We start from the raw sequence: 26,523 nt of genomic DNA, 5'->3' as shown, positions 1-26,523 counted from the left end.
AGTTACTATGAGCGAAAAATCGGATAAACTGCGGGCGATGCTGGCAAAAGAGAAAGAACGCCGCATCAAGCTGAACAATCGCATCGAGATCCTGGAGCGGCGCATTCAGGAGGAAGATTCTGCCGAGGTCAACGAGATGGTGCGGACGGCAAAGGTCACGCCGGAACAGCTCGCCGCCCTGCTGCGGCAGTCTGCCACCACCACCCCGAACCCTGCTGCGCTGTCTGCCGTGGGTGCAACTTTCGAGAAGGAGGATGCAGATGAAGATTAAGAAACTGGGCGCACTGCTGGTATCGGTGGCACTGTGCGCTGGCATGGCGGCTCCCGCTTTTGCCTATGGCGGTGAGCCTGTGGAGGAAGTGGAACAGCCCGTCCTGACTTCTACCACCGATGAAGAAGATGTAGTCACCGTGACCGATGAGGAGACCGGTGCCCTGACCCCGGAGGGCAACTTGACGCTGGTGGACGATTACCACACCGACTATTCCGATGGCAGCGGTCAGCAGTTCATTACGCTGGTGTCGAAGTCGGGTGCGACTTTCTATCTGGTGATTGACCGCAACGCCAAGGGGCAGCAGACCGTTCACTTTATGAACCTTGTGGACGAAGCCGACCTTCTTTCCCTGATGGAGGAGGAAGAAGCGAACGCTTATACCGCTGAAAAAGAAGCAGCGGCGCAGGCGGAACAGGACAGGCTGAAAGCCGAGGAAGAAGCGAAAAAAGCCGCCGAAGAAGCGGCAGCATCCGGCACGGAACAGCCCAAGGAAAACAAGGTCACAAAGATCGCATCCGGCTTTTTGGGTGTGGTGGTGCTGATTGCACTGGCAGCAGGTGGCGGCTTCTATTTCTATCACCAGCAGATGCAGAAGAAAAAAGCCGAAAAAGAAGCCCTCGACCCCGATGCAAACTACACCGAGGACAAGGGCGATTTTGAGATCCCTACCGATGTGCCGGACGAGGACGAAACCCCGGACGAGCAGGACACTGAACCCATCTGATTTCAAGGCGGCATTTTGCCGCCGTACATATCCAAATGAAAACAGATTGGAGGGAACGCTTATTTCAATTCTAGTTGTAGCAGAAAAGCCCTCGGTTGCCATGTCCTACGCCAAAGTCCTCGGTGCCACCAACCGTCAGGACGGCTACCTTGAGGGCAACGGTTATCTGGTAAGCTGGTGCGTGGGTCATCTGGTGGAGCTTGCTCCGCCCAATATCTACGATGCCAAATACGTCAAGTGGAGCATCGCAGATCTGCCCATCCTGCCGGAAAGGTGGCAGTATCTGGTGTCTGCGTCCACCAAAAAGCAGTTTGGTATCCTGCAAAAGCTGATGGACCGCCCAGATGTGGATAGCATTGTCTGTGCAACGGATGCAGGATAGTGCGGTTGGGTGACTCAAGAGAAAGAAAAAAGAGACCTCATCTCGTCAAAAAACTAAATCATAAAAGCATCAAAGAGGGCATTCAAATGAAACAAAATCGAATTTTTGACCAGAATAGTTCTCAAAAAGCACGTTCTTGGCACTATAATATGGACACCAACCGAGCGGAAGCCCAGTTCGCTGATGGCTCTGCCATTGCCATTGACTGCCTTGCCATCGAGGACGAATACGGCAATACCCCGGCACAGCGAGCTGAACTTGATTGGCTACTATACAACAAGCCCTTGGAGTGCGTCCAGCTTGTGCTGAGTGGTGAGATTGAGCATTATCTCTCACTTGGCTGTGACCATGGCAAACTGAAAGACTAACCTCAAAATAGGCCAAACAACCCGCTACTTGCAGTCGCTGCAAATGGCGGGTTGTTTGCTTATTTTAAGTTTTTCCTTTGCTCATAGTAGTGCAAAATCAATGTAGTGCAAAATCAATGGCCCAACGGTCAAAGAAATCACAAATATCAGGCAAATCTACTGGTTTCTTATAAATGTCATTCTAAAATTCAATGGATTTTGCTATTTCTAGCACTTGTTTTTTCGACACGAAAGTCGATTTAACCCTATATTTTATGTATCTCTCGATGATTTCAAGTTTGCCATTTTGGGGGCTTGATTATTGAGAAAATTCTAAATTCCAAAAAGGTCTATCATTTTCATCAATCGCATCGTTATTGAGAATAAGCACTGCACCACCACTTAACAGAGGAGGCAGCTGTAAATAGCTTATATTATTTATTGAGAAAATGAAACGCTATTGCAACAGTTGAATACTGTATATTTTATCAAATTGATACGGATCTGATAGCAACACCTTACCGTTTGATATCACAAGAATGCTTTCGCCTTCTTTAAGATACGACAACTGAAGATTTCCTTTCAAGTAGTTTGATACGCCATAAATTATATAATTGTCATCCGTATCATATAATTGATTTTTTGCAGTCGCATAAATACAATTGTTCTTCAGGTCAACTTCTTCAATTATAAGTTCCGATTTTTTTCTTCCGAATGTATTCGATTGAAATAGAATGCAGAGAACCACTGCCACAAATGCTATGCCAACCATAATCTTCCGTTTGCATTTCATTTTATCAACCTCTGTATGAAAGGAACAGCGTATAAAGCGATTGTGTTATTCTCAATGCCCCTGTATAAGAAGTTGGATATGAAGAACCATCAATTGTGCTTCCATCTTTATGGATTCCGATAGCTACATACCCAGCTCCAGAAATATATTCTACAAGAGGACCACCACTAAAGCCACCTGTCAAATCCCAATCGCCCTTGAGATATTTTGAAGTCTGACTTCTAATATACCCAGAAGATTTACACATCCGATATCTCGCATCGGCACCATTTATTTGGCTCGGATAGCCATAAGCATACACCAACTGTGATGATGAATAATTGCTAGACTGCCAATGTAACCCAAGCCATCCCGTTTTCGTTCCTAAATTATTCTTGAGCGTAATAATCGCCCAATCCTCCGAACTTGTTCCAGCAAGATAAGAATCACTAACAATCATCGAACTTGCCGATACATTTTCGCTTCCAAAAGGTTTACTATTATCAGATCGAGCAGGTGCGACATTTACCGACTTAACGTAGGCTTTTTCCTTTATACTGTATAGATTATGTGCTGCTGTTGCAAGTGCATTAGGCCCAATCATAAATCCAGAACCATAATTTGTCCCTCCATTATTGGTCGTTATCTGTAGGCATACCGTACTACAATATGGTGTTGCCGTTGGATTATCAACAACAGTGATATCATTGCTTCCGATAATCGCATACAGATCGGATAGATCAATATCCGAAATCTTTCCATTTGGAAAATAGCCTGCAGTTGTCTCTCCATCCGTGAAGGAATTGGTTTCAACTATAATTTCCTCTATAGATTCTTCTTTTGTATCAAAATCGTATCTATGGTATCTCTCGATATGAGATTTGCTTCCATCACTTTGATTATCTGCAAAAGCAGTCAGCCCAGAGTTAAGCTCCATTGAAGAAAGAGCCACAATCCCACTTGCTTTCAAAAAAATTCTACGAGATATTTTTTCACTAGCTATTTTAATTTTCCTTCTTTACTTTTAGAGTATACACAAGATTTCTTATACATCAGTTGCTCTGCATTGGAAACACCTCCGTAAAATTTTTCATACGTTAGAGCCATCCTTATTTTAGATTTCAACTTTTACTTTCGCAAAAAAATAAATACCACTGATTTTTTATCCAATAGCCGTGCTAAGATTTATCTCTATGGGATTCAACACATGCGTCTGCTGGCACAACCAAGCCCAATTGTTCACTGTAGTAGTAAACAAGTCGTCATAGTTGTTGTCATATGCAAAATCAAATGTGTCATGAACGGTAATCAAGTAATACATTATAGAATTACCAATCATGAAGCCTGTTCCAGAGGTGCTTACCCTATGCAATGCATAGAATAAATCTGCATTATCAGACTTTTGAATTGTAAAAGACCAACTTCCTCCACTAAAATCTTTCAAGCCACTATTAAGTACTTTGTTTTTATAATTATTAAAAACTGTTGTCGTGTTTAACTTGTCAAGCAATGGCGTCGAAGAATCCGTCACACTCTCAGAATAGTCAATATTATATACAGAGAATTCAACCATAAGAGCCGCACATTCATATCCCTTATCCCGTGCAATTTGCGCAGCTGCCAACCATGCAAGCTGTGTATTATTTAACAAATTTCCAGATGCACGTGTTTGATCTTCATCTTTCATCTTATCGATAAACTTATTTAATTCATCTATCGACATTCCCGAAAAATCAACATGATACTTATCATTCATGCTTTGAATAACAGGATTGCTAGCTTTACGGCTGCTTATGTTAGCAGCATAAGACACAGTATTTATCGAAAACAAAAAACACACTGAAAGAATTAATGATACGAACCTCTTCATAACGAACCTCCTTAAATTCTGTACTCTACTATATAAATTGTGTGCTTCTCATCATCCCAGACAACGAGACTAAAATTCACATCTTCAGAATGTAAAAGCAATGTATTCATTTCGGCTTCCGAGCGTAGTTCCTTATGCTGACTATTATCATAAAGAAAAAAATTTCCACTTGCAATTTCAGGAATCACAAAATCTAATCCAAAATATGACGACACATTTTTTAATATAGAAGATATGGTTGGAGAATCATTAATTTTCTCCCATGAATCGAGTTGATGAATAATTTTGGCTGCATCCACATCGTAGTATACCGCTAACATTATCCCATCATTTTGCAATCCGCCATAAGCCTCATATATCAACGATTCAGAGTATGTTGCTTTTCCAATTTTGAATTGTTTCAAATAATCTCGTTTTTCATATTTGCTTTTTCTTCCAAGCATAAAGCCCAAAAGCAAGCACAGTGCGACTATAGCTAGGTATCGGATAACTCGCGTTGGTCTCGCCTTTATAATTACCTCACACCTTTCTAACTTGCTGAAATATATAACAAACTCCACTTATCTACTGGTACTTCCGGTAATGGTTTCGCTCCGTCCATCGGAATAGCTAAAGGTCGCAGAATACTCAAGCCTATAAGATTTTCCGGGCTTAGTGTTAAAGCTACTGCTCACCATGCAGGTTGAGGTCGTGCTGCTGTTTGAGCAGCTACTTACTTTTTGCCATGTTCCAATTGTCCCCTTTTCATAGAGAACGCCTGAAACGCTGATTTTCTTTACTCCAGTTCGAGTCTGGGCATCAACCTGATAGTATGTTTGGTAAATAGATCCGTTGACCGTACTATCGCCTACATACCGTTCAGACTTTTCAGCGGCCATTGCGGTGCAGGCAAAGCTCAAGAGAATCACCGCTGAAACAACAATGGACAACAAACGCTTTTTCGACATAGACATACACCTCCGTTTTTTTGCTCCCATCAAGAGCCTTTGTATAATCAACGCAATTCGCATTCGCTTCGTTTCAATTTTCAGGAGAAAATTTTTCAAATTTTCCATCTTTGTAAGTTCAGACAAAAAGAAAGCCAGACATTTGTGAACTCTCACAAGTGTCCAGCTTTCTTAACGGATACCTTCCGCAATTTTCATAATCTCATCGTATGGAATGTTTCCCATAACGGTATGTGTAATCCCCCGATGTTCCCAACTTAGAGTATAAACATTCTTTCCATGTTCATCCGTACTGGTTCCAAGTACACCATCTGCTTCTCCGACCTTTACGGTTTCGTACACTGTATGCTCATTATCAAACAGGGACTGCTGCCCTGGCTGGATAATTGAGCAACGGACTGTGTAGCTTTCCTCTGTTTCTTTTGACGAGTAAACATGTAAAAAGTTTTCTGCTCGCTCAAATTTCTGCACATCGTCCATTTCAAAGCCGTTCGGCACATAATGGTCGCTGTATCCATCCGGGAGCCACTCCAGCGGTTCGCCATCCACCTGATAAGTCAGCTGCATCTCAATGGGCAGAAATTTTTGAATCATCGTATAGACTGCCCTGCGGAAATCAGCGCTGACCGCAAGAGCACCAACCGTCAGCATTACGAGTGTCAATGCCGCAATTAGTACTCGTTTCAACACTGGGTGGTGCTTTTTCTTCTTTAAGGCCTCTGTCATTCGTTCGTCCCATTGGGACGTATCTGGGTAGATTTCCTCAAACTGCTTTGGCGTTGGAAGCGAATCCAGTTCTCTTTGCGCATCTGCACGAAGTGCCATCATCAAAGCCGCATCAAATGAAATGTCTGTCCGCTCACTCATGGCTGTTCATCTCCTTCCATAATAGTTTTCGTCCTCGAAAGAGCCGTGTTCGTACCACTTCATCCGTTAATCCCAGCGATTTTGCAATCTCACGGTTTGTATATCCCATTGCCAAAAGGCGTAGCGGATCACGGTACATCGGTTTCATTTGGCCAATCAGTTCTGTTAGACGTTCAATGTTATCGGTGCTAACTGCTGCATCATCCGGCACCGGAGCGGCATCTGGTTCGTTTGGGACATCTTCCAGCAATTCTTCTCGTTGTTTGCGAAGCATATCATATGCACGGCTTCTACTACAACTAACGAGATAAGCAGCGAGTTCGTGACAGTTTTCTCGATGAATTTTAGAAAAATTTTTTGCAACGTACAAAAATACCTCTTGTAGCACATCCTCTGCCAGATACGAATCATCCATGATTTTGTAAGCGGTATGGTAAACCAGCCGTTTGTATGTATTGTACACCTCGGTAAAATCTTCTTCAAAGTTTCGATCATCAAGCACACTTAGATATAACGCAAGCAACGCAGTCACCTCTATTCACATTGATTGTGTGTAGTGTACCACGAACCAATAAAAATGTCGAATACAACCAACTTTTGAAAAGGAGCGTGATGCCATTGACCCAACCGAAAACCGATCTCGCCTATCTCCGCAGCGAGAAAGCCAAAGCAGAACAGCAGCTGCGCTACTACCAGCACCGGGAGAAAATTCTGGAACACCAGATACCGGAGCTGACCCGCAAGGCCCGTGTGCATCGGCTGTGTACCCGTGCCGGAATGCTGGAAAGTTTTCTGATTGCGCCGGAAGAACTCACCAACGATCAGGTGATGGAGCTGCTGAAAATCTCGTTCCGCCAGCCTGAAGTCGTGCTGGCACTTGCAAAGATGGTGCATGATGTTCACGAACGCAGCAACGTCCAAAAACCTTTAGAATAAAGGGCGCAATTATACACCGTTCCGGTGAAATTGCGGTCTTGCAGACGGCTCGATGAAATCGAAGCTGGCGTTTGTGCGCCAGCCCGATTCCATCCCAAGGAAAACTGCATTTTCCTTGCGCTGCTTTGCAGCTATCCTTTTGCGGCTCCCGCCTGAGATCGAAGCGCATGGCACTCCGTTCTAAGGCGGCGAGCAAAACCGAATACAATTCCAGACCGTTCACCAAGAGCAATCTTGCTGGGCGGTCTTTTTGTTTGGGGGTGATGCCTATTCCGTGTCCGCATTTCAAAATTACCATCGTCAAGCGCAGCCAAGGGCAGTCCGCTGTTGCCGGGGCCGCTTACCAAAGCGGCGAACGGCTGTTCAGCGAGTACGACCAGAGAACAAAATTCTACAACAAGAAGAAAGAGCTTGTCCACGCTGAGATCATGCTGCCATCCTATGCGCCGCCCGGATATGCAGACCGGGCGACCCTCTGGAACGCCGTAGAAGCTGTGGAGAACCAGTGGAACTCCCAGCTTGCCCGGCGCATCGTGCTGGCGTTCCCGGTGGAGGTGCCGAAGGAGCAGTATTTGTCCATGATAAAAGAGTTTTGTCAGGAGCAGTTTGTTTCCAAAGGGATGATTGCCGACTTTGCCATCCACGACAAGGGAGATGGAAACCCACACGCTCACATTCTGCTGACGCTCCGGGCAATAGATGAACACGGCAAGTGGCTCCCGAAAGCCAGAAAGGTGTACGACCTTGACGAGAACGGTGAGCGCATCCGGCTCGCTTCCGGCAACTGGAAGTGCCACAAGGAAAACACGGTGGACTGGAACGACCAGAAGTATGCCGAGGTCTGGCGGCATGGCTGGGAGACCATTACCAACCGCTATTTGGAAGCGGCTGGCCGCCCGGAACGTGTTGACCTGCGCTCCTTTGAGCGACAGGGCATCCAGCAGATACCGACCGTGCATCTCGGTCCCGCCGCACACCAGATGGAAAAGCGTGGAGTGGAAACTTTTCTCGGCAACCTGAACCGGGATATTCGCGCCGCCAATAGCCTGATGCAGTCCATCCGCAGTGCGATTCGTGGGCTGCAACGCTGGATCGCAGACCTGAATGAAAAGAAGCAGATTCTTTTGGATGCACTGGAACAAGCCAAGGAGCCAATGCTGTCCGACCTGCTGGTGGATTACTTCAACCTCCGCAACGAGCAGCGCAGCGATTGGTCTGGCAAGGCAAAACTGAAATGCACTGTCCGAGACTTTGAGGAAGTCAAACGGGCGGTGGACTATCTGAAAGCCCATTCTCTGAACACCATCGAGGATCTGGATACCGCAATTTCTAACCTGAACCAGACCGCCGCCCCTCTCCGTAGGCAGTTGAAGCAGAACGAAAACCGTATGCGGGCAATCGCCCAGATCAAGGATGCTGCCGCCGCCCATGCCAAGCTGAAGCCCATCCACGACACCTTTATCAAGAAGAACTTCAAGTTGACCAAGGACGCTTATGCCGCCCAGCACAAAGAGGAGCTGGACACCTTTAATAAAGCTGTCCGCACTCTGATGAAACTGAACGGCAGCACAGCGGTGGATTTTTCGGCATTGGATGCCGAATTTTCTGCGCTGCAATCCGGCAGCGCAGAACTGCGTACCAAACTGGAAACCTTGCAGCCGGATGTCTCTGCCCTGAAAAATATCCGCAAGTATATCGACATGGTGCTGAATAAGCAGCAGCTTTCCACACCGGGCGGCAAGCCCCCGGAGAAGGAATCGGTGCTGAAACAGCTGGAGCAGCTTCAGCAGAAAAAGTCCAACTACAAAACGATTTCTACCACCCCAAACCGCGAAGAATCGCTCTAAACGATCTTTCTGTCACCGATATGCCGTTGCAATCAGTGGCAGAAGTACATAATTCATTTGTTTTTTGCTGGCTTTTGGCTATTCTCGCTGGCTAGTGAGTAGAGGCGTACTTTTAAGGCAGAAATTTTCTCCAACACCCCCCATTTTAGGCCACTTTTTCTGTTAATAGTAGAAGCGCCTCTTTGAAAGCCGGTCATTTGTGACCTTTTTGTTAATTCTCAAAAAGATGGTTGTCTTTGGGCTGTTTTCGTTGCCTACCTATTGAGAGGATTTTTTCAAAAGCGGAGATTTGGTCTCAAGAATTACAATTCAATTACAAGTTTCTCACCAATGCTACGAAACAGGCGTTCTCGATGCCTACCAAGTGTAGGGCATCTTTTTCAAGACCATTCTCGGACTATTATGACGTTTTGTTTACAAAATTGCTTGCAATGCTACGAAATGGCCTTTTTCATCGGCTACCAAGTAGAAGGATGTTTTTCGTCCGTCAAAGTCCAGAAATCTTCCATATGTTCCTTGACAAGTGAATAGTTCAATCGTCCGGTACTTCACAAAAGGTACTTCTGTAACTCGCAGCCCGGTCATAACGAAGACGGGGTGGCTGAAATGCCAATGGTGCGGTGCAAGCCCGCCGCCGGACGATTCCCCACTCCTAGGGAAGTCGAGGACCAATATGGGAGACCTTAACTTATTAACGCAGTTGAGCACTTGTTTCGTGCTTTTCTGCGACTGGAGAATTGGAACCCTCCAATTCTCGTTACATACTCTTTGTTCCTGATTTCTGCTTCAGCTGGAGGTGATCAACATTTCAGAATATCTTACCACGCAAACTCCGCTGCCGCCGTTTCTCCCATACCCACGCTTCCTTTTGGAACTTGACCTGAGTCAGACTGCAAAAATGACTTATGTGTTGCTACTCGACCGTGCCACACTCTCGCAGAAAAATCTCTGGATAGATGAACGTGGATTCGTGTTTGTCATTTTTACGATTTGCTCTTTGGCTGAGCAGCTAGGGCGCAGCACTGTCAGTGTTTCCAGTGCGCTTAAGGAATTGGACGCTGCGGGATTGATTGAGCGCAGACGAACGCGGTTTTCTTCGCCCAATCACATCTTTGTGAAAATTCCAAATGTTGAATAGTTCTGCGTTTTTCACGATTCAAGAACCGCCAAAATCACGATTCTGTGATGCAGATTCTTAATGGCATCTGCAAAAGATATTTTTCCTATGCAGTATAGCAGCCTTTAAGACTGTATCGAAGAAAACTTTCACCTAACCAACGTAATAAAACAAAAAGAGAAAAACGAATAGAATCCATCCATTCCTTTCCGTATTTGCACCACATGAATGAGGAGGTCTGCCCTTGAACAAAGAAAAATCTGAGAAGAAGCCCACCACACGCAAACGTGCGCCGAGAAGTCCGAAGTCCGTGCGCCTGATCGTGGAACGCCATTATATCGGCAATGTGCCGATGAATACGCTTTTTCAGCGGCTTGTGGAAGAAGAAATTCGTAAAACTGCCGAATCGTATCTCGCCGCTGGCTAATTGGACGTTTTACTGCGGAAAAGGGCTTGCATCGTCACGCAGCATCCGCTACAATGTGATTGATGAGGTCTCTTTTCCATTATGGAGGTACACATGGAAAAGGACAAAAAAGTAACTGCTTTATACTGCCGACTGTCAAAAGATGACGGTTCAAACAGCGAAAGCCTGAGCATCCGCACTCAAAAGTCAATGCTTATGGAGTATGCCACACGCAACGGTTTCGGGAATTGCCAGTACTATGTTGATGATGGTTACAGCGGTACGAACTCTGACCGCCCTGCCTTTCAGGAACTTCTGGATGATATCCGGGAAGGAAAGGTGGCAACAGTCATTACCAAAGACCAGTCCCGACTTGGACGCAACCACATCGAAACCGGAACGTATATGGAAATCTTCTTTCCTGAACACGGTGTCCGCTATATTGCAATCAACGATGGTTATGATTCCAACGAGCAATCTCAGATGGATATTGCCCCGTTCCGAAACATCATCAATGAAATGTACGCCAAAGACACTTCCCGAAAGATCAAGAGTGCCCTTCGGACACGCAAGAAAAGTGGAAAGTATATCTCCAGCGGCGCACCGTTTGGCTACCAGAAAGACCCTGCCGACCACAATCACCTTGTGATCGACCCGAACACCGCCCCCGTTGTTGAGTATATCTATTCAATGGCAGAGGAAGGGCTGGGGCTTCACCGCATCGCCAAGCGGCTCCACGATGAAAAAGTCTTGAAGCCGTGTTACTACAAGAAAGAGATGTTTGGCCGCTTTATTGATGATGAAAAGATGTATGATTGGGACAGTGCCTATATCAGTCAGGTTCTGCACAGCCCAGTCTACGCCGGACACATCATCTACGAAGCCAAGCCCACCGTGTCCATGAAATCCAAAAAGCGGCGTTATATTCCGTTTGAAGAACGCGCTATCGTTCCGAATACACATGAAGCAATCATCCCACAAGACCGTTGGGAGAACGTGCAGCGAATCCTTTACAGCCGTTCCAGTAGTTTTATGTGCGATAAGACCGACTACGACAATATCTTCAAGGGCATCGTCCGCTGTGCAGACTGCGGCAGAACGATGTTAGTCAAGGTCGAGCACAGGCGCAAACGTAACAGTGTTCTGGATCAGACCTTTTATTGTTGCAGCACTTATCGGAAATATGGTGCGAAAGCCTGTGACTCGCATAATTTGGAAGCCCGTGTTCTGCATGAAGCTGTCTTTGCGGACATTCAGGCACACGCAAAGGCCGCTGTGAGCAATCGGGAAGCCCTTGTGAAGAAGATTGCAAATCAGATGCACCTCCGGGTGTCCTCTGACCGGGCGCAGCACAAACGGGATTTGAAGCAGTGTAAAGCACGAATCGCAGAAATCGAAGACCTGTATGCAAAACTTTATGAGGACGTATCAAAGGGACTTCTCCCGGAGAAACGTTTTCAAATGCTTGCAGATCGCTACGACAAAGAACAGGCTGAACTGACCGAGAAGATTGAGCAGTACGAGCGGGAAGGCCGTGCTGAACACGATCAGCTGGACAAGATTCAGGATTTTATTGATGAAGTCAGCAAGTACGCTGGTATCACCGAACTGAACTATAAGATTCTGCATCAGCTGATTGACAAGATTCTGGTATCCAGAGCGGAAAAGGTCGATGGCGAATACGTCCAGAAAATCCAGATTTTCTACCGCTTTATCGGCCCATTGGATGCCATCGAGTAACAAAGTCAGAAAAGTCACCTCCGAGAACTATCCTACAGATGCAGGGCGTGAGGGCGAACTAATCTTCCGCCTTGTCTACCAGCAAGCGGGCTGCAAAAAGCCCTTTTCCCGCCTGTGGCTGTCCAGCATGGAGGAAAACGCCATCCGAGAGGGGTTCGCCCATCTCAAACCGTCAACTGAATACGATGCGCTGTACAACGCAGCACTTTGCCGGGAACGTGCCGACTGGATGGTCGGCATCAATGCGTCCCGGCTTTTTTCATGTCTGTACGGTCAACCTTTAGCGGTCGGTCGGGTCATGACTCCGGTGCTTGCCATGACGGTGGTGCGGGAGGCTGCGATAGCCGCTTTTGTGCCGGAAAAGTTCTACACGGTGGATCTGGAACTGACCAGCGGATGCACGGCATCCAGCCGCCGCATTCCTGAAAAATCCGTTGCAGAAAACCTGCTGGAAGCCTGTCGAAGGGAGATGGTGGCAACGATCCAGCGCATCACCCGCAAGGAAAAATCCGAGAATCCGCCGCCGCTGTACGACCTGACCACCCTTCAGCGGGACGCCAACCGCCTGCTGGGGTACAGCGCACAGCAGACGCTGGACTATGTGCAGAGCCTGTATGAGAAGAAACTTACCACTTATCCCCGGACTGATAGCTGCTATATCACCGACGATGACGAGGAAATGCTGGAGGTGCTGACCGAGGAACTGGAAGGCTTTTTTGACATTACCCCAGAAGATGTGGACGAGGCTGTACCCCGGACACGGCGCACCGTCAACCGGGAAAAAGTCACCGACCACCACGCCATCCTGCCCACCCGCAGTATGCTGCAAGCCGATCTGGAAGCGCTGCCTAAAGGCGAGCAGAACGTTCTGAAGCTCATCATCGCCCGGACGCTGATGGCAGTCAGCAAGCCCTTCCGGTATCTGGAAACCCTGCTGACCACCGAATGTGCCGGGGAGGAATTTACCGCCAAGGGCAAGGAGGTTCTGGAAGAAGGCTGGAAAGCGGTGGAACGTAAGGTGCTTGCCGACATCCTGAACCGAAAACAGGAACTCACCGCCCTGCCCAATGCGGCAGAAAACGAGTGCGGCATCCTTAACGCAGAGCTGAAGGAGGGTCAAACGTCCCCGCCGAAGCACTTTACCGAGGACACCCTGCTGCACGCTATGGAGACCGCCAGTGCGGACAGTATGCCGGAGGGCGTGGAGCGTCAGGGCATCGGTACCCCGGCAACCAGAGCCGCCACCATCGAAAAACTGGTGCAGAAGGGTTTTCTGGAACGCAAGGGCACCAAGAAAAACAAGGTGCTTCTGCCCACGGACAAGGGCAAAGCCCTCATTACTGTGATGCCCGAAGAGATCCAATCCCCGGAAATGACCGCCGATTGGGAAACGAAGCTGCTGCGTATTGAGCGCAGCGAAATGGAGCCGGGTGAATTTATGACTGAGATCAATACGATGATTACCGAACTGGTAAAGAACACGGAAATGAAAAAAGGAGCGAATGCACTTATGAAAAGCAAGATTATTGGTGTCTGTCCGAACTGTGGGAAGCCTGTCGTGGAACGTGAAAAGGGCTGGTTCTGTGAGAACAGGGAGTGCCGTTTCGTTCTGTGGAAGGACAATGCGTTCTTCAAGCGTCTGGGCAAGCGGCTGGACGCTCATGTGGCGGACAAGCTGCTGCGGGATGGTCGTGTCCGCTTGAAGGACTGCAAGAGTGCCAAGGGCAAGACCTACAATGCCACCGTGCTGCTGTCCTGTGAAGCCGATGGCCGCAGCAAGTTTTCGCTGGAATTTGAAGGTGGGTGCTGATGGAGCAGATAAAAGAAGCGGTCTACCTTATCAACGATGAACGCTATCTGCATCTCAGGGAAAACGGTGCAGGGGTCGGCTTTGCCACTTATAACAAGGTAACTGGCGAGCCGCTGGAAAGTGGGCAGATCTCGGAAAAGAATCTGCCGCCAGATGGACAAAACACCATCCCTGCCGCCCGGAACTGGTATCTGTTTGAACTTTCGGACGATGACCGTAAGGCCATCCAACAGGAAAGCGTAAATATCCTCGAAAACATCCCACAGGCGGGCATCGGCAGGCGGCGCATCTGGGAGCCGGAAACGCTGCCGAAGGATATTCGTCTCATCAACAGCCACTATGACGACCTCTACCGCATTCCCGATGGCGGAGTGATTCAGGTGGATTACCCGGATGGGCGCAGTTTTACGGCACGGGTGGAACATCTGGATGATTATCACTTTGACATGGGCGGTCTGGGCAATGTGTTCCACATCTGCCAGTTTGCCGAGGTCATGGAGCGGAACCATGCAGACTTCTACCCCGAAATTCAGACACAGGACGAGCAGGCCGCATGGGAACTGGGTGGCAAAGGTTATCTTGCCATCCAGTCCTGTGAGGATGGATGGGACTACACCATTTACCACAGCGATTTTTCCGTGATGGACGGCGGGCAGTTGGATGCCCCGGAACTGACCATTCAGGAAGCCCGTGAGCAGATTCTGGAAGCACACCACATGGAAAAGGGGCGGCGGCTGTTGCAGGACTACGATGCCGTCATGGATAAGGTTGCGGAAGCCGAGGAACTGGGTGCAGACCATCGCCCTTCCACACTGGAAAAGCTGGCAGAACTGGCAAGTGATACGTCTGCGCCAAAATCCTCTGCACGTTCTGCACCGGAACTGTGAGGTGGATGATGCAGCAAAAATGGAACCAGAATTTTGACGATGAACCCATGACGGACATCCCGCAGAAGTTTCTGAACGCAGGGTGCGATGTTTATATGGTGATGCAGCTGCGGCATGACGAAAAAATCCTCGATGAAAGATTTGCTTCCATGCGGGAACTGCATCGTCGGGGCAAAACGCCAGACCCGGAGCATTACGAGGTCACCTACTATGCTGATCTGCCCGCCATGTGGCAGGATGTGCCGAACAACGAGGTTTTGGAAGAACTATTTCAGATGTTCAACCTCTCCCGTCCGCAGGATTTTGAGGGGCACAGCCTGTCGGTCAGCGATGTGATCGCACTTAAACGCAATGGCGAGGTGTCTGTGCATTATGTGGACAGCATCGGCTTCAAAGATTTACAGGGGTTTCTGGACAAGCAGCCGGAACGCCCTTCGGTGCTGATGAATCTCAAGGAAAAGTGCGATGCCCCGGAGTGTAACCCAACTGGAAGCCGGAAAGCGAGGACTGAACATGAACTTTGACCATGAAGAACTCATGCTGATGATGCTTTACAACACCGGCACCCGACTGGGGCTTATCCACGAACTGCGGCTCATGCAGTGCTACCTGATGCCGGATGAAACCGCCCTGCGGGAACTGTCCGAGGGTGTTATCGAAAAGCTGAAACTGCTGACCGATGCGGAATTTGCCGAACTGGAATTTCCCCCGGACTGACTTTTGCCGCCTGCGGGCGGCGTACATAAAGTATTTTGTTCTTCCAAAAGATATGCTATAATCAAATTAGACAAAATTCCTCTCTTCAAGCGATTTCTCCGCAATTTTCCTGTGGCTCTGCTCGTATCAAAAATAAGGGACTGATTTTTAATTGTCAGAACGGAGGAACCATTATGGCAATCTTTGAAAAGACCATCCGAAACAAGAATTTTGACAAGTTGCTTCGGAAGCTGGAACAAGAAATCCCGGACAGCAGTTGGTCGGCAGATTTAGAGGCAGGCAGTGATTTCAAAGAGGGCGATGCCCGGTGCAGTGTCCGTGTGTTTGAACGGTACAGCATGATGGGCGGCAACCGCCTGAGTCTGACACTGACCATGTTCCAGAATGGAGATAGCCCGATTCGGCTGTCTGCCATCACCGCAGGAGGCAGTCAAACGGTGTTCTTCAAGGTGAACACCCTCGGAGAAGAATCTTTTCTGGATGATGTAAAGGACCTGCTGGAAGAAATTTTGGAGGAGTGAAATGTTTTACGCTGGATTTGATATGCTGTTCAGCATTCTGTTTCCCACCCTGTTCCTTGTGGTTTTGGGTATGATCCTATACACCATCATCGGAAATATCAGCACATGGAATAAAAACAACCATTCGCCGCGGCTGACTGTTCCGGCAACGGTTGTGGCAAAGCGCACGGAAGTTTCTCGCCACCATACAGACAATACGATGGCGCATACGTTCACAACCTATTATGTGACCTTTCAGGTAGAGAGCGGCGACCGCATGGAGCTTACCGTAAGTGGTTCGGACTACGGAATGCTTGTGGAGGGCGACATTGGAAAGCTGAGTTTTCAGGGCACCCGCTATCTTGGGTTTGAGCGGAGCTAAGTGTTTCTTACATTATATAGTATGGAGTGCTGTATGAACGATCTGTTTATCCAAGGGCTGACCATCGACTGGAACAGAGTTCGCCCATACAATTATGTTCGTCAGATTCCTGCCATCAGTGGAATCGACACTTTTACATTCCATAAGCCCATTACGTTCTTTGTTGGCGAAAATGGAAGTGGAAAATCTACGCTTCTGGAAGCAATCGCTGTTGCTTACGGCTTCAACGCAGAGGGTGGAACGAAGAACTATTCATTTTCCACATACAACTCCCATTCGGAACTATGTGAGGCTATGACGATTTCCAAGGGGTATCGCAGACCAAAGTTCGGGTATTTTCTCCGAGCAGAGAGTTTCTATAATGTAGCCACCAAGGAAATCGACTATTCCGATGACGATCATCCCTCCAAAGGCTATCACCAAAAATCACACGGTGAAAGTTTCCTCGCCATTGCGCAGGACTACATGGGTGCAGATGGAGTCTATATTTTTGACGAGCCGGAAGCCGCTTTATCCCCGCAGCGGCAGCTCACGTTACTGATCAACATTTATCGGTGTGCCCAAGAAGGGGCGCAATTCATTATCGTATCACATTCACCCATTCTCCTCGGAATGCCTGATGCTGAGATTTTTAGCTTCGACAATGGCACGATTCATCCTTGTCAGTACGAAGATACGGACAGCTACGTTATCACCAAAACATTTGTAAATAATCGGCAGCATTTTTTGAACCAGCTTCTGAATGAAGAAACGTAATTCCGGGAAAGGACATTCCATATGAATGATTCTACGTTGAAAGAGCTTTGGCAGCAGGTCGCTGAAAAGAAAAGCTGCGAAGCAAAGCAGAAAGAACTGACCGCCCAGAGAGATACGCTTGCTGACCGCCTGAAAATGCTGGAAAAATCCAAGCTGGCAGAGCAGGCTGATGTGGACCGTCTGGAGGGACACAGCCTTGCCGCATTTTTCTATCAGGTCATCGGAAAGATGGATGAAAAGCTGGACAAAGAACGGCAGGAAGCCTATGCAGCCCGTGTCAAGTACGATGCGGCTCTCCATGACCTTTCTTCCGTTGATGCTGATTTAGCACAAATTCAAAATAGGTTGGCACGGCTGTCCGATTGCGAAAGGCAGTATCAAGCTGCTCTTTCCGAAAAAATCAAAAGCATCAAAGCATCTGCCCACCCTGCCGCACAGCAGGTTGCGGAAAGCGAAAGCCGTATTGCCGCGCTGAAAGTCCAAAAACGGGAGCTGCTGGAAGCTATCAACGCCGGAAAGACCGCCCTGCATACGGTCAATGAAGTTCTGGAAACCCTCGACAAAGCCGAGGGCTGGAGTACATGGGACGTAATGGGCGGCGGTTTGATGGCCGATCTTGCCAAGTATGAGGAACTGGACGATGCACAGGAACAAATCGAACAGCTCCAAGTGGAACTGCGGCGGTTCAAAACTGAACTTTCCGATGTTGAAATCACCGCAGACCTTCAGGTTACGGTGGACAGCTTTTTGAAATTTGCGGATTTCTTCTTTGACGGCCTCTTTGCAGACTGAGCAGTTCTGGATCACATCAATCAGGCACAGAGCAGGGTGGAAAACACCAAGGGTCAAATCAAGCGAGTCCTCGCACTTCTGAAAAAGATGCGCGAAGATATTGACGTCCAAATCGCTGACGAAAAAGAAAAACAGGAGCAGCTTGCGGTGGAAACCGAACTGTAGGTTTGGAGTGTCTGTGTATGAAACGAAAATTCCCAAAGATTTTGGATGTCGCTATTCATTCCATAAATCTTATTCTTATCAATTATGCGCTATCGAATATGATGGCTTTTTTTCGGAGCAGCCTCCTTTACATTTTGTTTTTCACCTCTGAAATGTGGGTCTTTGTCCAATACCGAAAAAATATTGAACAATTGAGCGACAGTAAAGCTCTTGCAAATCTTCTGCTGATAATCTGTGTTGCTATCGAAATCGGGCTTTTGTATTTCTTTGGGATTGTTTCTGGCGAACTGATTCCATTTAAGATCAAGTGGTGAAATCAAATCTTTTAGTGTACTATTGATTAGGAGACGCTGATATGAAATGTCCTATTTGTGGAGAAGAAATGCTTGCGGGAGGATTGATTTCCGCTGGTATCTCAGTTGGGTGGGTTCCAAAAGACGAGTTTGATAAAAAAGGACTTAGAAGAATTTCCTATCAGGAATGGCACAGTATTGGCAATTCCAGCATTTTATTAGGACAGACAAAGATACCAAACGCTTTTCTATGCAAAAAATACAATAAAGTCATTGGCGTGTTTGATGTTCGCAAAACATTTTCTCATTATGAAGCTGTAACTTTATAGATTAAGGAGATGAATTCTCATGAGTTATGGATGGGCAACTGTTTTCACTTTAGCGGCATGGTTTGCAGGGCTTGTGATTGATGTAAATGTGCGGGTCGGCGACCTCGGTTTACGAACCGTGCTTCCCGTCATCGTGATGGGGTGCTGCGTTATGAAGTACATAAAGGACAATAGCAAATAATCTTATCTCAATACACTTTCCAGCGGGCAACCCCAAAATGGTTGCCCGCTATTTTTATACCCTAAAATCTAAAAAAGGAGGCAAAAATGCCAAGCAAAACCGAAGAATATCTCGCCCTTGCCCAGCGCACGGCCAACGGCCTGACCCGGTATTGGGAAAGCTGGACGGACTACCTGACCACCGCATCCCGGCTGTACAAGTACCCTTTTGCCGACCAGCTCATGATCTACGCCCAGCGCCCGGATGCCACCGCCTGCGCCGACTTCGACATCTGGAACAATCGGATGAACCGCTATGTGCGCCGAGGTGCCAAGGGCATCGCTCTGCTGGACGAATCCAGCGGCTTCCCCCGGCTGCACTACGTCTTTGACGTAAGCGACACCGGGGTGCGCCGCAATTCCCGTGACCCGGAGGTGTGGCAGCTCGGTCCCGATTTGGTGCAGCCGGTTTCGGAAATGTTGAGCAAGACCTACGGCATCAGCGGCGAGCGTGTCAGCCAGCAGCTTGCGGATGTTGCGGGGAAACTGGTGGCGGATTACTGGGACAACAACGGCGGGGACATTCGTGCCATCGTTGACGGTTCGCTCTTGATGGATTATGATGAAGCCGGGGTGGAGATGCAGTTCAAGTCTGCCGCCGCCATCAGCGTCACCTACACGCTGCTGGAACGCTGCGGCATTGAGCCTGCCGGGTGGTTCGACAAGGACGATTTTCAGGCAATCTACAATTTTTCCACCCCGGATAGTGTCTACGCCCTCGGCGCAGCCGTCAGCGACATGAGCCGGGAGGTGCTGCGTAACATCGAGCGCACCGTAAAAACAACCATTCGCCGCCGCAATGCAGAAAGGAGCCAATATGAATACGAACAGCAGGAACGTGACTTACTCGACCGTCGGGGACTACCAGCTCCCGAACCTAACCCTGAACCAGCCCCGGAAGCCGCTGGGCAAGTACGGCAGGCTGCGCCGGACGTACCTGATGCAGTATCGCCCGGTACTGTACAATTCGATGCTCCTGAACGGGACGCTGTACCCGCATCTGATGGAACTGGAGCAGACAGCAGAGAGCCGGATGCAGCAGACCATGGAGCAGCTTCTGAAGCAGGACCCAGCCCCGGACAAAGCGCAGAACCAACTGATGTGGGTGCAGCACATGAACAGTCTGAAAGCGCAGGCAGAGGAACTGGTGATGACGGAGCTGATCTACAGCTAAGTTTTCTGGATGCGAACATCCCCACCGAAGCCCAGCAAATTGAGAAGATCGACCAAGCGGAGAGCGAAAAAACGCCCTCCGCTTTTGTTTTGTCGCAGGCTGAAATTGAGAACGAGCTGCGGCGGCATGGTTCAGGGTTTACAGGCGGCAAACAGCGCATTATTGCGCTGTACCAGACCCAGCCTGACCGCAAACTCTGTGCCAAAGCACTGGCAAAGGAGTACGGCATCGGTGGGCACTCCCACGATTATCTGGATGGCAGTCGAGGCTTCGTCAACCACGACTGGAAGGGTCTGGAATTTGTTCATTATCCCGACCACCAGAAAATCACCCTGAAATGGGCGCAGGTGGAAAAGTATATCGACCTTATGATTCAGTCCGACCGCTATCTGACAGATGAGGAAAAGGAACAGCGTGCTACCAGACAGGAAGCATCCAACTACAATGTCGGGGATGAAGTTGTGGTAGACCTGCCCACCAGAACGATTGAAGGTACCATCGGCTATGTTGGCGAAACCGATGTGCGCATCGACACCAGTGCGCACGGGCAGTCTTGGGACAATGAGGTTATTAACAAGCAGCAGTTTGAGCAGGGGCTGCGACAGAGTGCGACTGCTCAGCGTGTGGATAAAATGCTGGCGCAGGCAGAAGCCATCGCCAAGGAATCCGAAGTGCCTGAATACGAACGTTTCTCTGTCCGAAAAGTCGTTGACGGTAAAATGCCGCTTTTTGCTATCTGGGATGATCTTTATGATGACTACTATGAAACCAATCACGCCGTTCCACAGTTTTCTAACGAGAAGCAGGCAGAATCTTATCTGGAAAATCTGAAAAAAGAAGTTGCAGACAGAGAAGCCGCCGAGTGGCTCAAAGTCGAACACGCAAAATTTTTAGCAGACAAGGACGAGCCGGAGCCGTCTGACGAAGAACTGGACGAACTGCCCATCTCTGCTGTAATGGACGGAGAGGTGCAGACCTTCCCGGATGCCGCTGCCTTGGATGAAGCCTTGAACGCTGCGCCTGCCGGGAACTTCCGCATCACAGACGACCATTTGGGCGAGGGCGGTGCAAAGCAGAAATATGCCCGGAACATCGAAGCCATCCGAACTCTGTTTCGTTTGGAGGAGGAGCACCGGGGTGCCACCGCCGAGGAACAGCAGGTGCTTTCACAGTATGTGGGCTGGGGCGGTCTGGCAGACGCTTTTGACCCCGGCAAAGATAGTTGGGCAAAGGAATACGCCGAACTGAAAGGGCTGCTCTCCGAGGACGAGTATGCCGCCGCACGTTCCAGCACCCTGAACGCCCACTACACCAGCCCCACCGTGATCCGTGGTATCTACGATGCGGTGGAGCGCATGGGTTTCCGCAGCGGTAACATTCTGGAACCTAGTATGGGCGTGGGCAACTTCTTCGGTATGCTGCCGGACACCATGCAGGACAGCCGTCTGTACGGCGTAGAGCTGGATTCCATCACCGGGCGCATCGCCAAAAAGCTGTACCCGCAGGCCGACATTACCGTGGCGGGCTTTGAGACCACAGACCGCCGTGATTTCTACGATCTGGCGGTGGGCAACGTGCCCTTCGGCAACTACAAGGTCAACGACAAGGCGTACAACAAGTTGGGATTCAGCATCCACAACTACTTTTTCGCCAAGGCCATTGACCAAGTGCGTCCGGGCGGCGTGGTGGCGTTCGTCACCAGCCGCTACACCATGGATAGCAAGGACAGCACCGCCCGCAAGCACATGGCAGAGCGTGCTGACCTGTTGGGAGCTATCCGTCTGCCGAATAATGCGTTCAAGGCAAACGCAGGCACGGATGTTGTGAGTGACATTATCTTTTTGCAGAAGCGTGACCGCCCTGCGGACATCGAACCTGCATGGGTGCAGCTTGGCAAGACCGAGGACGGCTTTGCCATCAACCAGTATTTCGTGGACCACCCGGAGATGATTCTGGGCGAACTGACCACCGAAAGCACCCAATACGGACGGGAGGAACTGACGGTTGCCCCCATCGAGGGCGCAGTGCTGGCCGACCAGCTTGCCGAAGCGGTACAGCATATTGAGGGCCAGTATGTTGAAGTCGAGGTGGAAACACCAGATGTTGCGGATGCAGAAGTCGAGCGCAAGACGCTCCCCGCTGACCCAGATGTAAAGAATTTCTCCTATGCCGTGGTGGACGGTGAGGTGTACTACCGAGAAAATTCGATTATGACGCAGGTGGAGTTGTCCGATAATGCCAAAGGCCGTGTAGCTGGTATGGTGGAGTTGCGGCAAATCGTCAACGAACTGATTGACCAGCAGTTGGACTTCCCGGACGAGGATATTAAGGCATCGCAAGCAAAATTGAACGCCGCCTACGATGCCTTTACCGCAAAATACGGGCTGATCAACGACAAGAAAAATGCCCGCCTGTTCGATGATGACAGTTCCTACTATCTGCTCTGCTCTTTGGAAAATCTCGATGAGAATAAACAGCTCAAAAGCAAGGCGGATATGTTCACCAAGCGAACGATTCGCCCGGAGCGCACCGTCACCAGCGTGGACACCCCCAGCGAAGCACTGGCAGTGTCCATTGGAGAACATGGCCGTGTTGATCTGCCCTATATGGCGGAACTTCTCGGCTCTCCCGGCGATTATGAGCGTATTACCACAGAGCTGCAAGGCGTGATTTTCAAAGACCCTTCTGCGGATGCAGATGAGCCGGAAGCAGGCTGGCAGACTGCGGACGAGTATCTTTCCGGCAATGTGCGGAATAAACTGCGCATGGCTCAGCTTGCCGCTGAAAGCCACCCGGAGTTCAAGATCAATGTGGAGGCTTTGACCAAAGCGCAGCCGAAGGACCTTGAAGCATCAGAAATCGACATCCGACTGGGTGCCACATGGCTGAATCCCGCCATTGTGCAGCAGTTTATGATGGAGACTTTTCAGCCGCCCTACCGCATCCGCTATAACAACCTGATCCAAGTCCGCTACTCTCCATTTACGTCCGAATGGCGCATCGGCAACAAATCTGCCGCCGGAATGTATGATATCATGTCCACCGAAACCTACGGCACCCACCGGGCCAACGCCTACAAGATTTTGGAGGACACCTTGAATTTGCGGGACTGCCGCATTTATGATACCATTGAGGAGGACGGTAAAGAGCGGCGTGTCCTGAACCAGAAGGAGACGATGCTTGCCCAGCAGAAGCAGCAGGCCATCAAGGATACCTTTGCAGGCTGGGTTTGGCAAGACCCGCAGCGGCGGAATCTGCTGGTGAAGCAGTATAACGAGTTGTTCAATAGTACCCGGCCCCGCGAGTATGACGGAAGCCATATCCATTTTGTCGGTATGAACCCGGAGATCAATCTGCAGGAACATCAGCGCAATGCAGTTGCTCATGTGCTTTATGGTGGGAACACCCTGCTCGCCCACGAGGTGGGTGCCGGCAAAAGTTTTGAGATGGCAGCTTCGGCAATGGAATCTAAGCGTTTGGGCCTGTGTCAGAAAAGCCTGTTCGTGGTACCCAACCATCTGACCGAGCAGTGGGCCAGCGAGTTCCTGCGGCTATACCCCAATGCAAAGCTGCTCGTTACCAGCAAGAAAGACTTTGAACCCGCCAATCGAAAGCGTTTTTGCGCCCGCATCGCAACCGGCGACTACGATGCCGTCATTATCGGCCACTCGCAGTTTGAGAAAATCCCTCTTTCTGCGGAACGGCAGGCACGGATCATCGAAGATCAGATCGAGGAAATCGAAAAAGCCATTGCAGAGGCCAAAGAACAGTCCGGTGAGCATTTTACCGTGAAACAGATGGAAAAGACACGGAAAACACTGGAGGTGAAACTGAAAAAGCTACAGTCCACCGACCGCAAGGATGATGTGGTCACATTTGAACAATTAGGCGTAGATAGGTTATTTGTGGACGAGAGCCAGAACTACAAGAACCTATATCTTTACACCAAGATGCGCAATGTTGCTGGCCTTTCTACCTCCGAAGCACAGAAGTCCAGCGATATGTTCGGCAAGTGTCGTTATCTGGATGAAGTGACTGGCGGGCGCGGCGTGATTTTCGCAACGGGAACGCCCATCAGCAACTCCATGACGGAAATGTACACACTGATGCGCTATTTGCAGTACAGCACTCTCCAGCAGAAACAACTGACCCACTTTGATGCATGGGCTTCTACGTTTGGCGAGACCACCACGGCCATTGAGCTTGCGCCGGAAGGAACCGGCTACCGTGCGCGCACACGTTTTGCCAAGTTCTTTAATCTGCCGGAGCTGATGAATATGTTCAAGGAGGCAGCGGACATCAAGACTTCCGACCAGTTGCATCTGCCTGTTCCGGAAGCCAAGTTTGAAACTGTCGTGGTCAAACCCTCGGAAATCCAGCAGGACATGGTGAAATCCCTGAGCGAACGTGCTGCTGAGGTGCATAGCGGTGCGGTTGACCCCTCGGTGGACAATATGCTGAAGATCACCTCGGACGGACGTAAAACCGGCCTTGACCAGCGGCTGATGAATCCGCTCACCCCGGATGACCCGGACAGCAAGCTGAATGCCTGCGTCGACAATGTTCTGCGTATCTGGAACGAAACCAAAGAGGATAATCTGACGCAGCTGATTTTCTGCGATATGTCCACGCCCAAGGGAGACGGCTCGTTCAATGTCTACGATGATATTCGCACAAAGCTGCTTGCCGCCGGGGTGCCGGAATCGGAGGTCGAGTTCATCCACAACGCTGATACTGAAGGTAAGAAAGCGGATTTGTTCTCCAAAGTCCGCAGCGGCAAGGTGCGTGTCCTGCTGGGCAGCACTGCAAAGATGGGCGCAGGCACCAATGTCCAGACCCTGCTGGTGGCCGTGCATCATCTGGATGTAGGCTGGCGACCGTCCGATATGACCCAACGCAACGGCCGAATCATCCGTCAGGGCAACAAAAACAAACAAGTTTACGTCTATAATTACGTCACGGAGGGGACATTCGACGCCTACCTCTGGCAAACGCTGGAAAACAAGCAGAAGTTTATTTCGCAGATCATGACGAGCAAATCTCCGATGCGCTCCTGTGATGATGTGGATGAGCAGGCTCTTTCGTATGCCGAGGTCAAGGCCCTATGCGCAGGCGACCCGCGCATCCGGGAAAAGATGGATCTGGATGTGCAGGTAGCAAAGCTCAAGGTGCTGCGCTCGGATTACCAGAACCAGAAATATCGTCTGGAAGATAAGCTGCTCAAGCATTACCCGGAGGAAATTCAGAAAGCGAAGAACCGTATTGCGGCTCTGAAAAACGATGCCCAAATCGCAGACGCACACCCGCAGGATAAGGAGAACTTCTGCGGCATGACGATCAAGGGCATGGTGTTCGATGAGAAAAAAGCCGCTGGTGAGCGGCTGATGCTCGCCTGCAAGGAGATGCCGAATGCGGATATGATGCTGCTGGGCACCTATCGCGGCTTTGAGCTGAACATTCGCTTTGACAGTTTCAAGAATGAGCATCAAATCGTTCTCCGCGGCGAGCTGAGTTATCCGGTACCGCTGGGCGATGACCCTCGCGGCAACATCGTCCGTCTGGACAATGCCATCGGCAATTTTGCCGACCGCATTGCCGATGCTGATGCCGCACTGGATTCTCTGGAACAGCAGAAGCAGGCCGCAGAGGTTGAAATCGCCAAGCCGTTTGCGCAGGAGGAAGAACTGCAAACCAAATCTGCCCGCCTTGCAGAATTGGATGCGCTGTTGAACATGGAGCATCAGTCCAGCCGGACAGAACCCGAAGCGGAAGAAAAGCCGGATGCCCGCCCCTCTGTGCTGGCAGCTCTGGAAGAAAAGGCTGATAAAGTGGAGCCTGTCCGACCATTCAAATCTTACTTGGATAAGGATGGTGATGCCCGGTGACGGAGCACCGTGACCAGCAGATCCATTTTCGTGTCAGCAAAGTCGAACTGGAACGCATTCGTCAGAAGATGGAAAGTTGCGGTATTTTGAGCATTGGCTCTTATCTGCGAAAAATGGCTCTGGATGGTTACTGCCTGAATCTTGATTTACCACAGCTGCGTCGGATGGCGTACCTTCTTCAGAATTGCAGCAACAACCTGAATCAGGTGGCGAAACGGGCCAGTGAAAGCGGGCAGCTCTATGCCGCCGATTTAGAGGACTTGCGTAGTCGGTTGGATGAGCTGATAGCTATTGGCAAGCAACTTCTCGCCAAACTCACCGAACTCTAAAAAATTTCCCGCAGTAGGAGGCTGCGGGTTTACATAACGGTTGACACCCTTGCAAG

30 protein-coding genes and 1 pseudogene are annotated in these 26,523 nt (G+C 49.5%); 24 read left to right on the top strand and 7 right to left on the bottom strand.

Annotation, left to right across the window (positions count from 1 at the left end; genetic code table 11):
* Positions 1 to 7: 7 nt before the first annotated feature.
* The 4 genes and pseudogenes from I5P96_RS04290 to I5P96_RS04275 all read left to right on the top strand — a co-directional run bounded on the left by I5P96_RS04290 (position 8) and on the right by I5P96_RS04275 (position 1,748).
* Positions 8 to 271 (top strand): DUF4315 family protein, encoded by a 264-nt coding sequence (locus I5P96_RS04290; protein ID WP_097785686.1) that lies wholly within the window; start codon positions 8 to 10, stop codon positions 269 to 271.
* Positions 255 to 998 (top strand): DUF4366 domain-containing protein, encoded by a 744-nt coding sequence (locus tag I5P96_RS04285; protein WP_117477594.1) that lies wholly within the window; start codon positions 255 to 257, stop codon positions 996 to 998. Before I5P96_RS04290 ends, I5P96_RS04285 begins: the two co-directional genes overlap by 17 nt.
* Positions 999 to 1,065: 67 nt before the next feature.
* Positions 1,066 to 1,377 (top strand): annotated as a pseudogene (locus I5P96_RS04280) (toprim domain-containing protein); the annotation flags it as partial.
* 89 nt (positions 1,378 to 1,466) lie between these two features.
* Positions 1,467 to 1,748, top strand: coding sequence for a DUF6061 family protein (locus I5P96_RS04275; protein ID WP_015536560.1), 282 nt, complete (start codon positions 1,467 to 1,469; stop codon positions 1,746 to 1,748).
* A 776-nt stretch (positions 1,749 to 2,524) separates the two neighbouring features.
* Here I5P96_RS04275 and I5P96_RS04270 read toward each other — a convergent pair.
* The 6 genes from I5P96_RS04270 to I5P96_RS04245 all read right to left on the bottom strand — a co-directional run bounded on the left by I5P96_RS04270 (position 2,525) and on the right by I5P96_RS04245 (position 6,715).
* Positions 2,525 to 3,451: a trypsin-like serine peptidase gene (locus I5P96_RS04270; protein ID WP_005924705.1), complete on the bottom strand. Its 927-nt coding sequence runs from the start codon at positions 3,449 to 3,451 to the stop codon at positions 2,525 to 2,527.
* A gap of 210 nt (positions 3,452 to 3,661) precedes the next feature.
* Complete coding sequence (locus tag I5P96_RS04265) at positions 3,662 to 4,369, bottom strand: hypothetical protein (protein ID WP_015536562.1); 708 nt, start codon at positions 4,367 to 4,369, stop codon at positions 3,662 to 3,664.
* Positions 4,370 to 4,380: 11 nt separating this feature from the next.
* Positions 4,381 to 4,773, bottom strand: coding sequence for a hypothetical protein (locus I5P96_RS04260; protein ID WP_223383318.1), 393 nt, complete (start codon positions 4,771 to 4,773; stop codon positions 4,381 to 4,383).
* A 156-nt stretch (positions 4,774 to 4,929) separates the two neighbouring features.
* Entirely contained in the window at positions 4,930 to 5,316 is a 387-nt protein-coding gene (locus I5P96_RS04255) for a hypothetical protein (protein ID WP_223383317.1), read from the bottom strand.
* A gap of 171 nt (positions 5,317 to 5,487) precedes the next feature.
* A complete protein-coding gene (locus I5P96_RS04250; RefSeq protein ID WP_005924698.1) occupies positions 5,488 to 6,183 on the bottom strand; it encodes a DUF4367 domain-containing protein in 696 nt (231 codons plus the stop codon).
* Positions 6,176 to 6,715 (bottom strand): RNA polymerase sigma factor, encoded by a 540-nt coding sequence (locus I5P96_RS04245; RefSeq protein WP_223383315.1) that lies wholly within the window; start codon positions 6,713 to 6,715, stop codon positions 6,176 to 6,178. Before I5P96_RS04245 ends, I5P96_RS04250 begins: the two co-directional genes overlap by 8 nt.
* A gap of 80 nt (positions 6,716 to 6,795) precedes the next feature.
* Between I5P96_RS04245 and I5P96_RS04240 the strand changes: the two genes are divergently transcribed.
* The 17 genes from I5P96_RS04240 (at position 6,796) to I5P96_RS04165 (ending at position 19,041) form a co-directional block, all read left to right on the top strand.
* Entirely contained in the window at positions 6,796 to 7,119 is a 324-nt protein-coding gene (locus tag I5P96_RS04240; RefSeq protein ID WP_055191833.1) for a DUF3847 domain-containing protein, read from the top strand.
* Positions 7,120 to 7,388: 269 nt separating this feature from the next.
* The gene (gene mobQ, locus I5P96_RS04235) at positions 7,389 to 8,966 is read left to right on the top strand and encodes a MobQ family relaxase (protein WP_044954172.1); all 1,578 of its coding nucleotides are present in this window, start codon (positions 7,389 to 7,391) and stop codon (positions 8,964 to 8,966) included.
* Between the two features lie 796 nt (positions 8,967 to 9,762).
* On the top strand, positions 9,763 to 10,104 hold the full coding sequence (locus I5P96_RS14260; protein WP_005924687.1) for a replication initiator protein A: 342 nt from the start codon (positions 9,763 to 9,765) through the stop codon (positions 10,102 to 10,104).
* Between the two features lie 223 nt (positions 10,105 to 10,327).
* The gene (locus I5P96_RS04225) at positions 10,328 to 10,510 is read left to right on the top strand and encodes a hypothetical protein (RefSeq protein WP_005945116.1); all 183 of its coding nucleotides are present in this window, start codon (positions 10,328 to 10,330) and stop codon (positions 10,508 to 10,510) included.
* A 93-nt stretch (positions 10,511 to 10,603) separates the two neighbouring features.
* Positions 10,604 to 12,229 (top strand): recombinase family protein, encoded by a 1,626-nt coding sequence (locus tag I5P96_RS04220; protein ID WP_223383313.1) that lies wholly within the window; start codon positions 10,604 to 10,606, stop codon positions 12,227 to 12,229.
* Positions 12,216 to 14,039, top strand: a complete 1,824-nt coding sequence (locus I5P96_RS04215; protein ID WP_118553528.1) for a DNA topoisomerase — start codon at positions 12,216 to 12,218, stop codon at positions 14,037 to 14,039. Before I5P96_RS04220 ends, I5P96_RS04215 begins: the two co-directional genes overlap by 14 nt.
* Positions 14,039 to 14,926, top strand: a complete 888-nt coding sequence (locus I5P96_RS04210; protein WP_117533912.1) for an LPD16 domain-containing protein — start codon at positions 14,039 to 14,041, stop codon at positions 14,924 to 14,926. Before I5P96_RS04215 ends, I5P96_RS04210 begins: the two co-directional genes overlap by 1 nt.
* 8 nt (positions 14,927 to 14,934) lie before the next feature.
* Positions 14,935 to 15,450, top strand: a complete 516-nt coding sequence (locus I5P96_RS04205) for a YodL domain-containing protein (RefSeq protein WP_117533914.1) — start codon at positions 14,935 to 14,937, stop codon at positions 15,448 to 15,450.
* Positions 15,440 to 15,643 carry a transposon-transfer assisting family protein gene (locus I5P96_RS04200; RefSeq protein WP_015537699.1) on the top strand — a complete coding sequence of 68 codons (204 nt, stop codon included), beginning with the start codon at positions 15,440 to 15,442 and terminating at the stop codon, positions 15,641 to 15,643. Before I5P96_RS04205 ends, I5P96_RS04200 begins: the two co-directional genes overlap by 11 nt.
* A 173-nt stretch (positions 15,644 to 15,816) precedes the next feature.
* Complete coding sequence (locus I5P96_RS04195; RefSeq protein ID WP_223383310.1) at positions 15,817 to 16,164, top strand: DUF6054 family protein; 348 nt, start codon at positions 15,817 to 15,819, stop codon at positions 16,162 to 16,164.
* Between the two features lies 1 nt (position 16,165).
* Positions 16,166 to 16,525, top strand: coding sequence for a DUF2500 domain-containing protein (locus I5P96_RS04190; protein ID WP_223383308.1), 360 nt, complete (start codon positions 16,166 to 16,168; stop codon positions 16,523 to 16,525).
* A gap of 33 nt (positions 16,526 to 16,558) precedes the next feature.
* The gene (locus I5P96_RS04185; RefSeq protein WP_005921747.1) at positions 16,559 to 17,281 is read left to right on the top strand and encodes an AAA family ATPase; all 723 of its coding nucleotides are present in this window, start codon (positions 16,559 to 16,561) and stop codon (positions 17,279 to 17,281) included.
* Positions 17,282 to 17,302: 21 nt separating this feature from the next.
* On the top strand, positions 17,303 to 18,073 hold the full coding sequence (locus I5P96_RS04180; protein ID WP_223383307.1) for a hypothetical protein: 771 nt from the start codon (positions 17,303 to 17,305) through the stop codon (positions 18,071 to 18,073).
* 36 nt (positions 18,074 to 18,109) lie between these two features.
* Positions 18,110 to 18,238: a hypothetical protein gene (locus tag I5P96_RS14180; RefSeq protein WP_263286887.1), complete on the top strand. Its 129-nt coding sequence runs from the start codon at positions 18,110 to 18,112 to the stop codon at positions 18,236 to 18,238.
* 17 nt (positions 18,239 to 18,255) lie between these two features.
* Positions 18,256 to 18,552: a hypothetical protein gene (locus I5P96_RS04175; RefSeq protein ID WP_223383305.1), complete on the top strand. Its 297-nt coding sequence runs from the start codon at positions 18,256 to 18,258 to the stop codon at positions 18,550 to 18,552.
* A gap of 41 nt (positions 18,553 to 18,593) precedes the next feature.
* On the top strand, positions 18,594 to 18,860 hold the full coding sequence (locus tag I5P96_RS04170; protein ID WP_117948549.1) for a PF20097 family protein: 267 nt from the start codon (positions 18,594 to 18,596) through the stop codon (positions 18,858 to 18,860).
* Between the two features lie 19 nt (positions 18,861 to 18,879).
* Entirely contained in the window at positions 18,880 to 19,041 is a 162-nt protein-coding gene (locus I5P96_RS04165; protein ID WP_015565631.1) for a hypothetical protein, read from the top strand.
* Between the two features lie 68 nt (positions 19,042 to 19,109).
* On the opposite strand, the gene I5P96_RS04160 is transcribed toward I5P96_RS04165, so the two are convergent.
* Positions 19,110 to 19,895, bottom strand: coding sequence for a hypothetical protein (locus I5P96_RS04160; protein ID WP_207666270.1), 786 nt, complete (start codon positions 19,893 to 19,895; stop codon positions 19,110 to 19,112).
* 1 nt (position 19,896) lies between these two features.
* Between I5P96_RS04160 and I5P96_RS04155 the strand changes: the two genes are divergently transcribed.
* The 3 genes from I5P96_RS04155 (at position 19,897) to I5P96_RS04145 (ending at position 26,467) form a co-directional block, all read left to right on the top strand.
* A complete protein-coding gene (locus tag I5P96_RS04155) occupies positions 19,897 to 20,253 on the top strand; it encodes a TnpV protein (protein WP_207666269.1) in 357 nt (118 codons plus the stop codon).
* Positions 20,254 to 20,414: 161 nt separating this feature from the next.
* Positions 20,415 to 26,138 carry a DEAD/DEAH box helicase family protein gene (locus I5P96_RS04150; protein ID WP_371316250.1) on the top strand — a complete coding sequence of 1,908 codons (5,724 nt, stop codon included), beginning with the start codon at positions 20,415 to 20,417 and terminating at the stop codon, positions 26,136 to 26,138.
* A complete protein-coding gene (locus tag I5P96_RS04145; protein WP_117506238.1) occupies positions 26,135 to 26,467 on the top strand; it encodes a plasmid mobilization protein in 333 nt (110 codons plus the stop codon). Before I5P96_RS04150 ends, I5P96_RS04145 begins: the two co-directional genes overlap by 4 nt.
* Positions 26,468 to 26,523 lie beyond the last annotated feature (56 nt).

This window comes from Faecalibacterium prausnitzii, from assembly GCF_019967995.1.
Taxonomy (GTDB): Bacteria; Bacillota; Clostridia; order Oscillospirales; family Ruminococcaceae; genus Faecalibacterium; species Faecalibacterium prausnitzii_E.
Note: the sequence above shows the minus strand (reverse complement) of the source record. Positions and strands in the feature narration are given on the sequence as shown.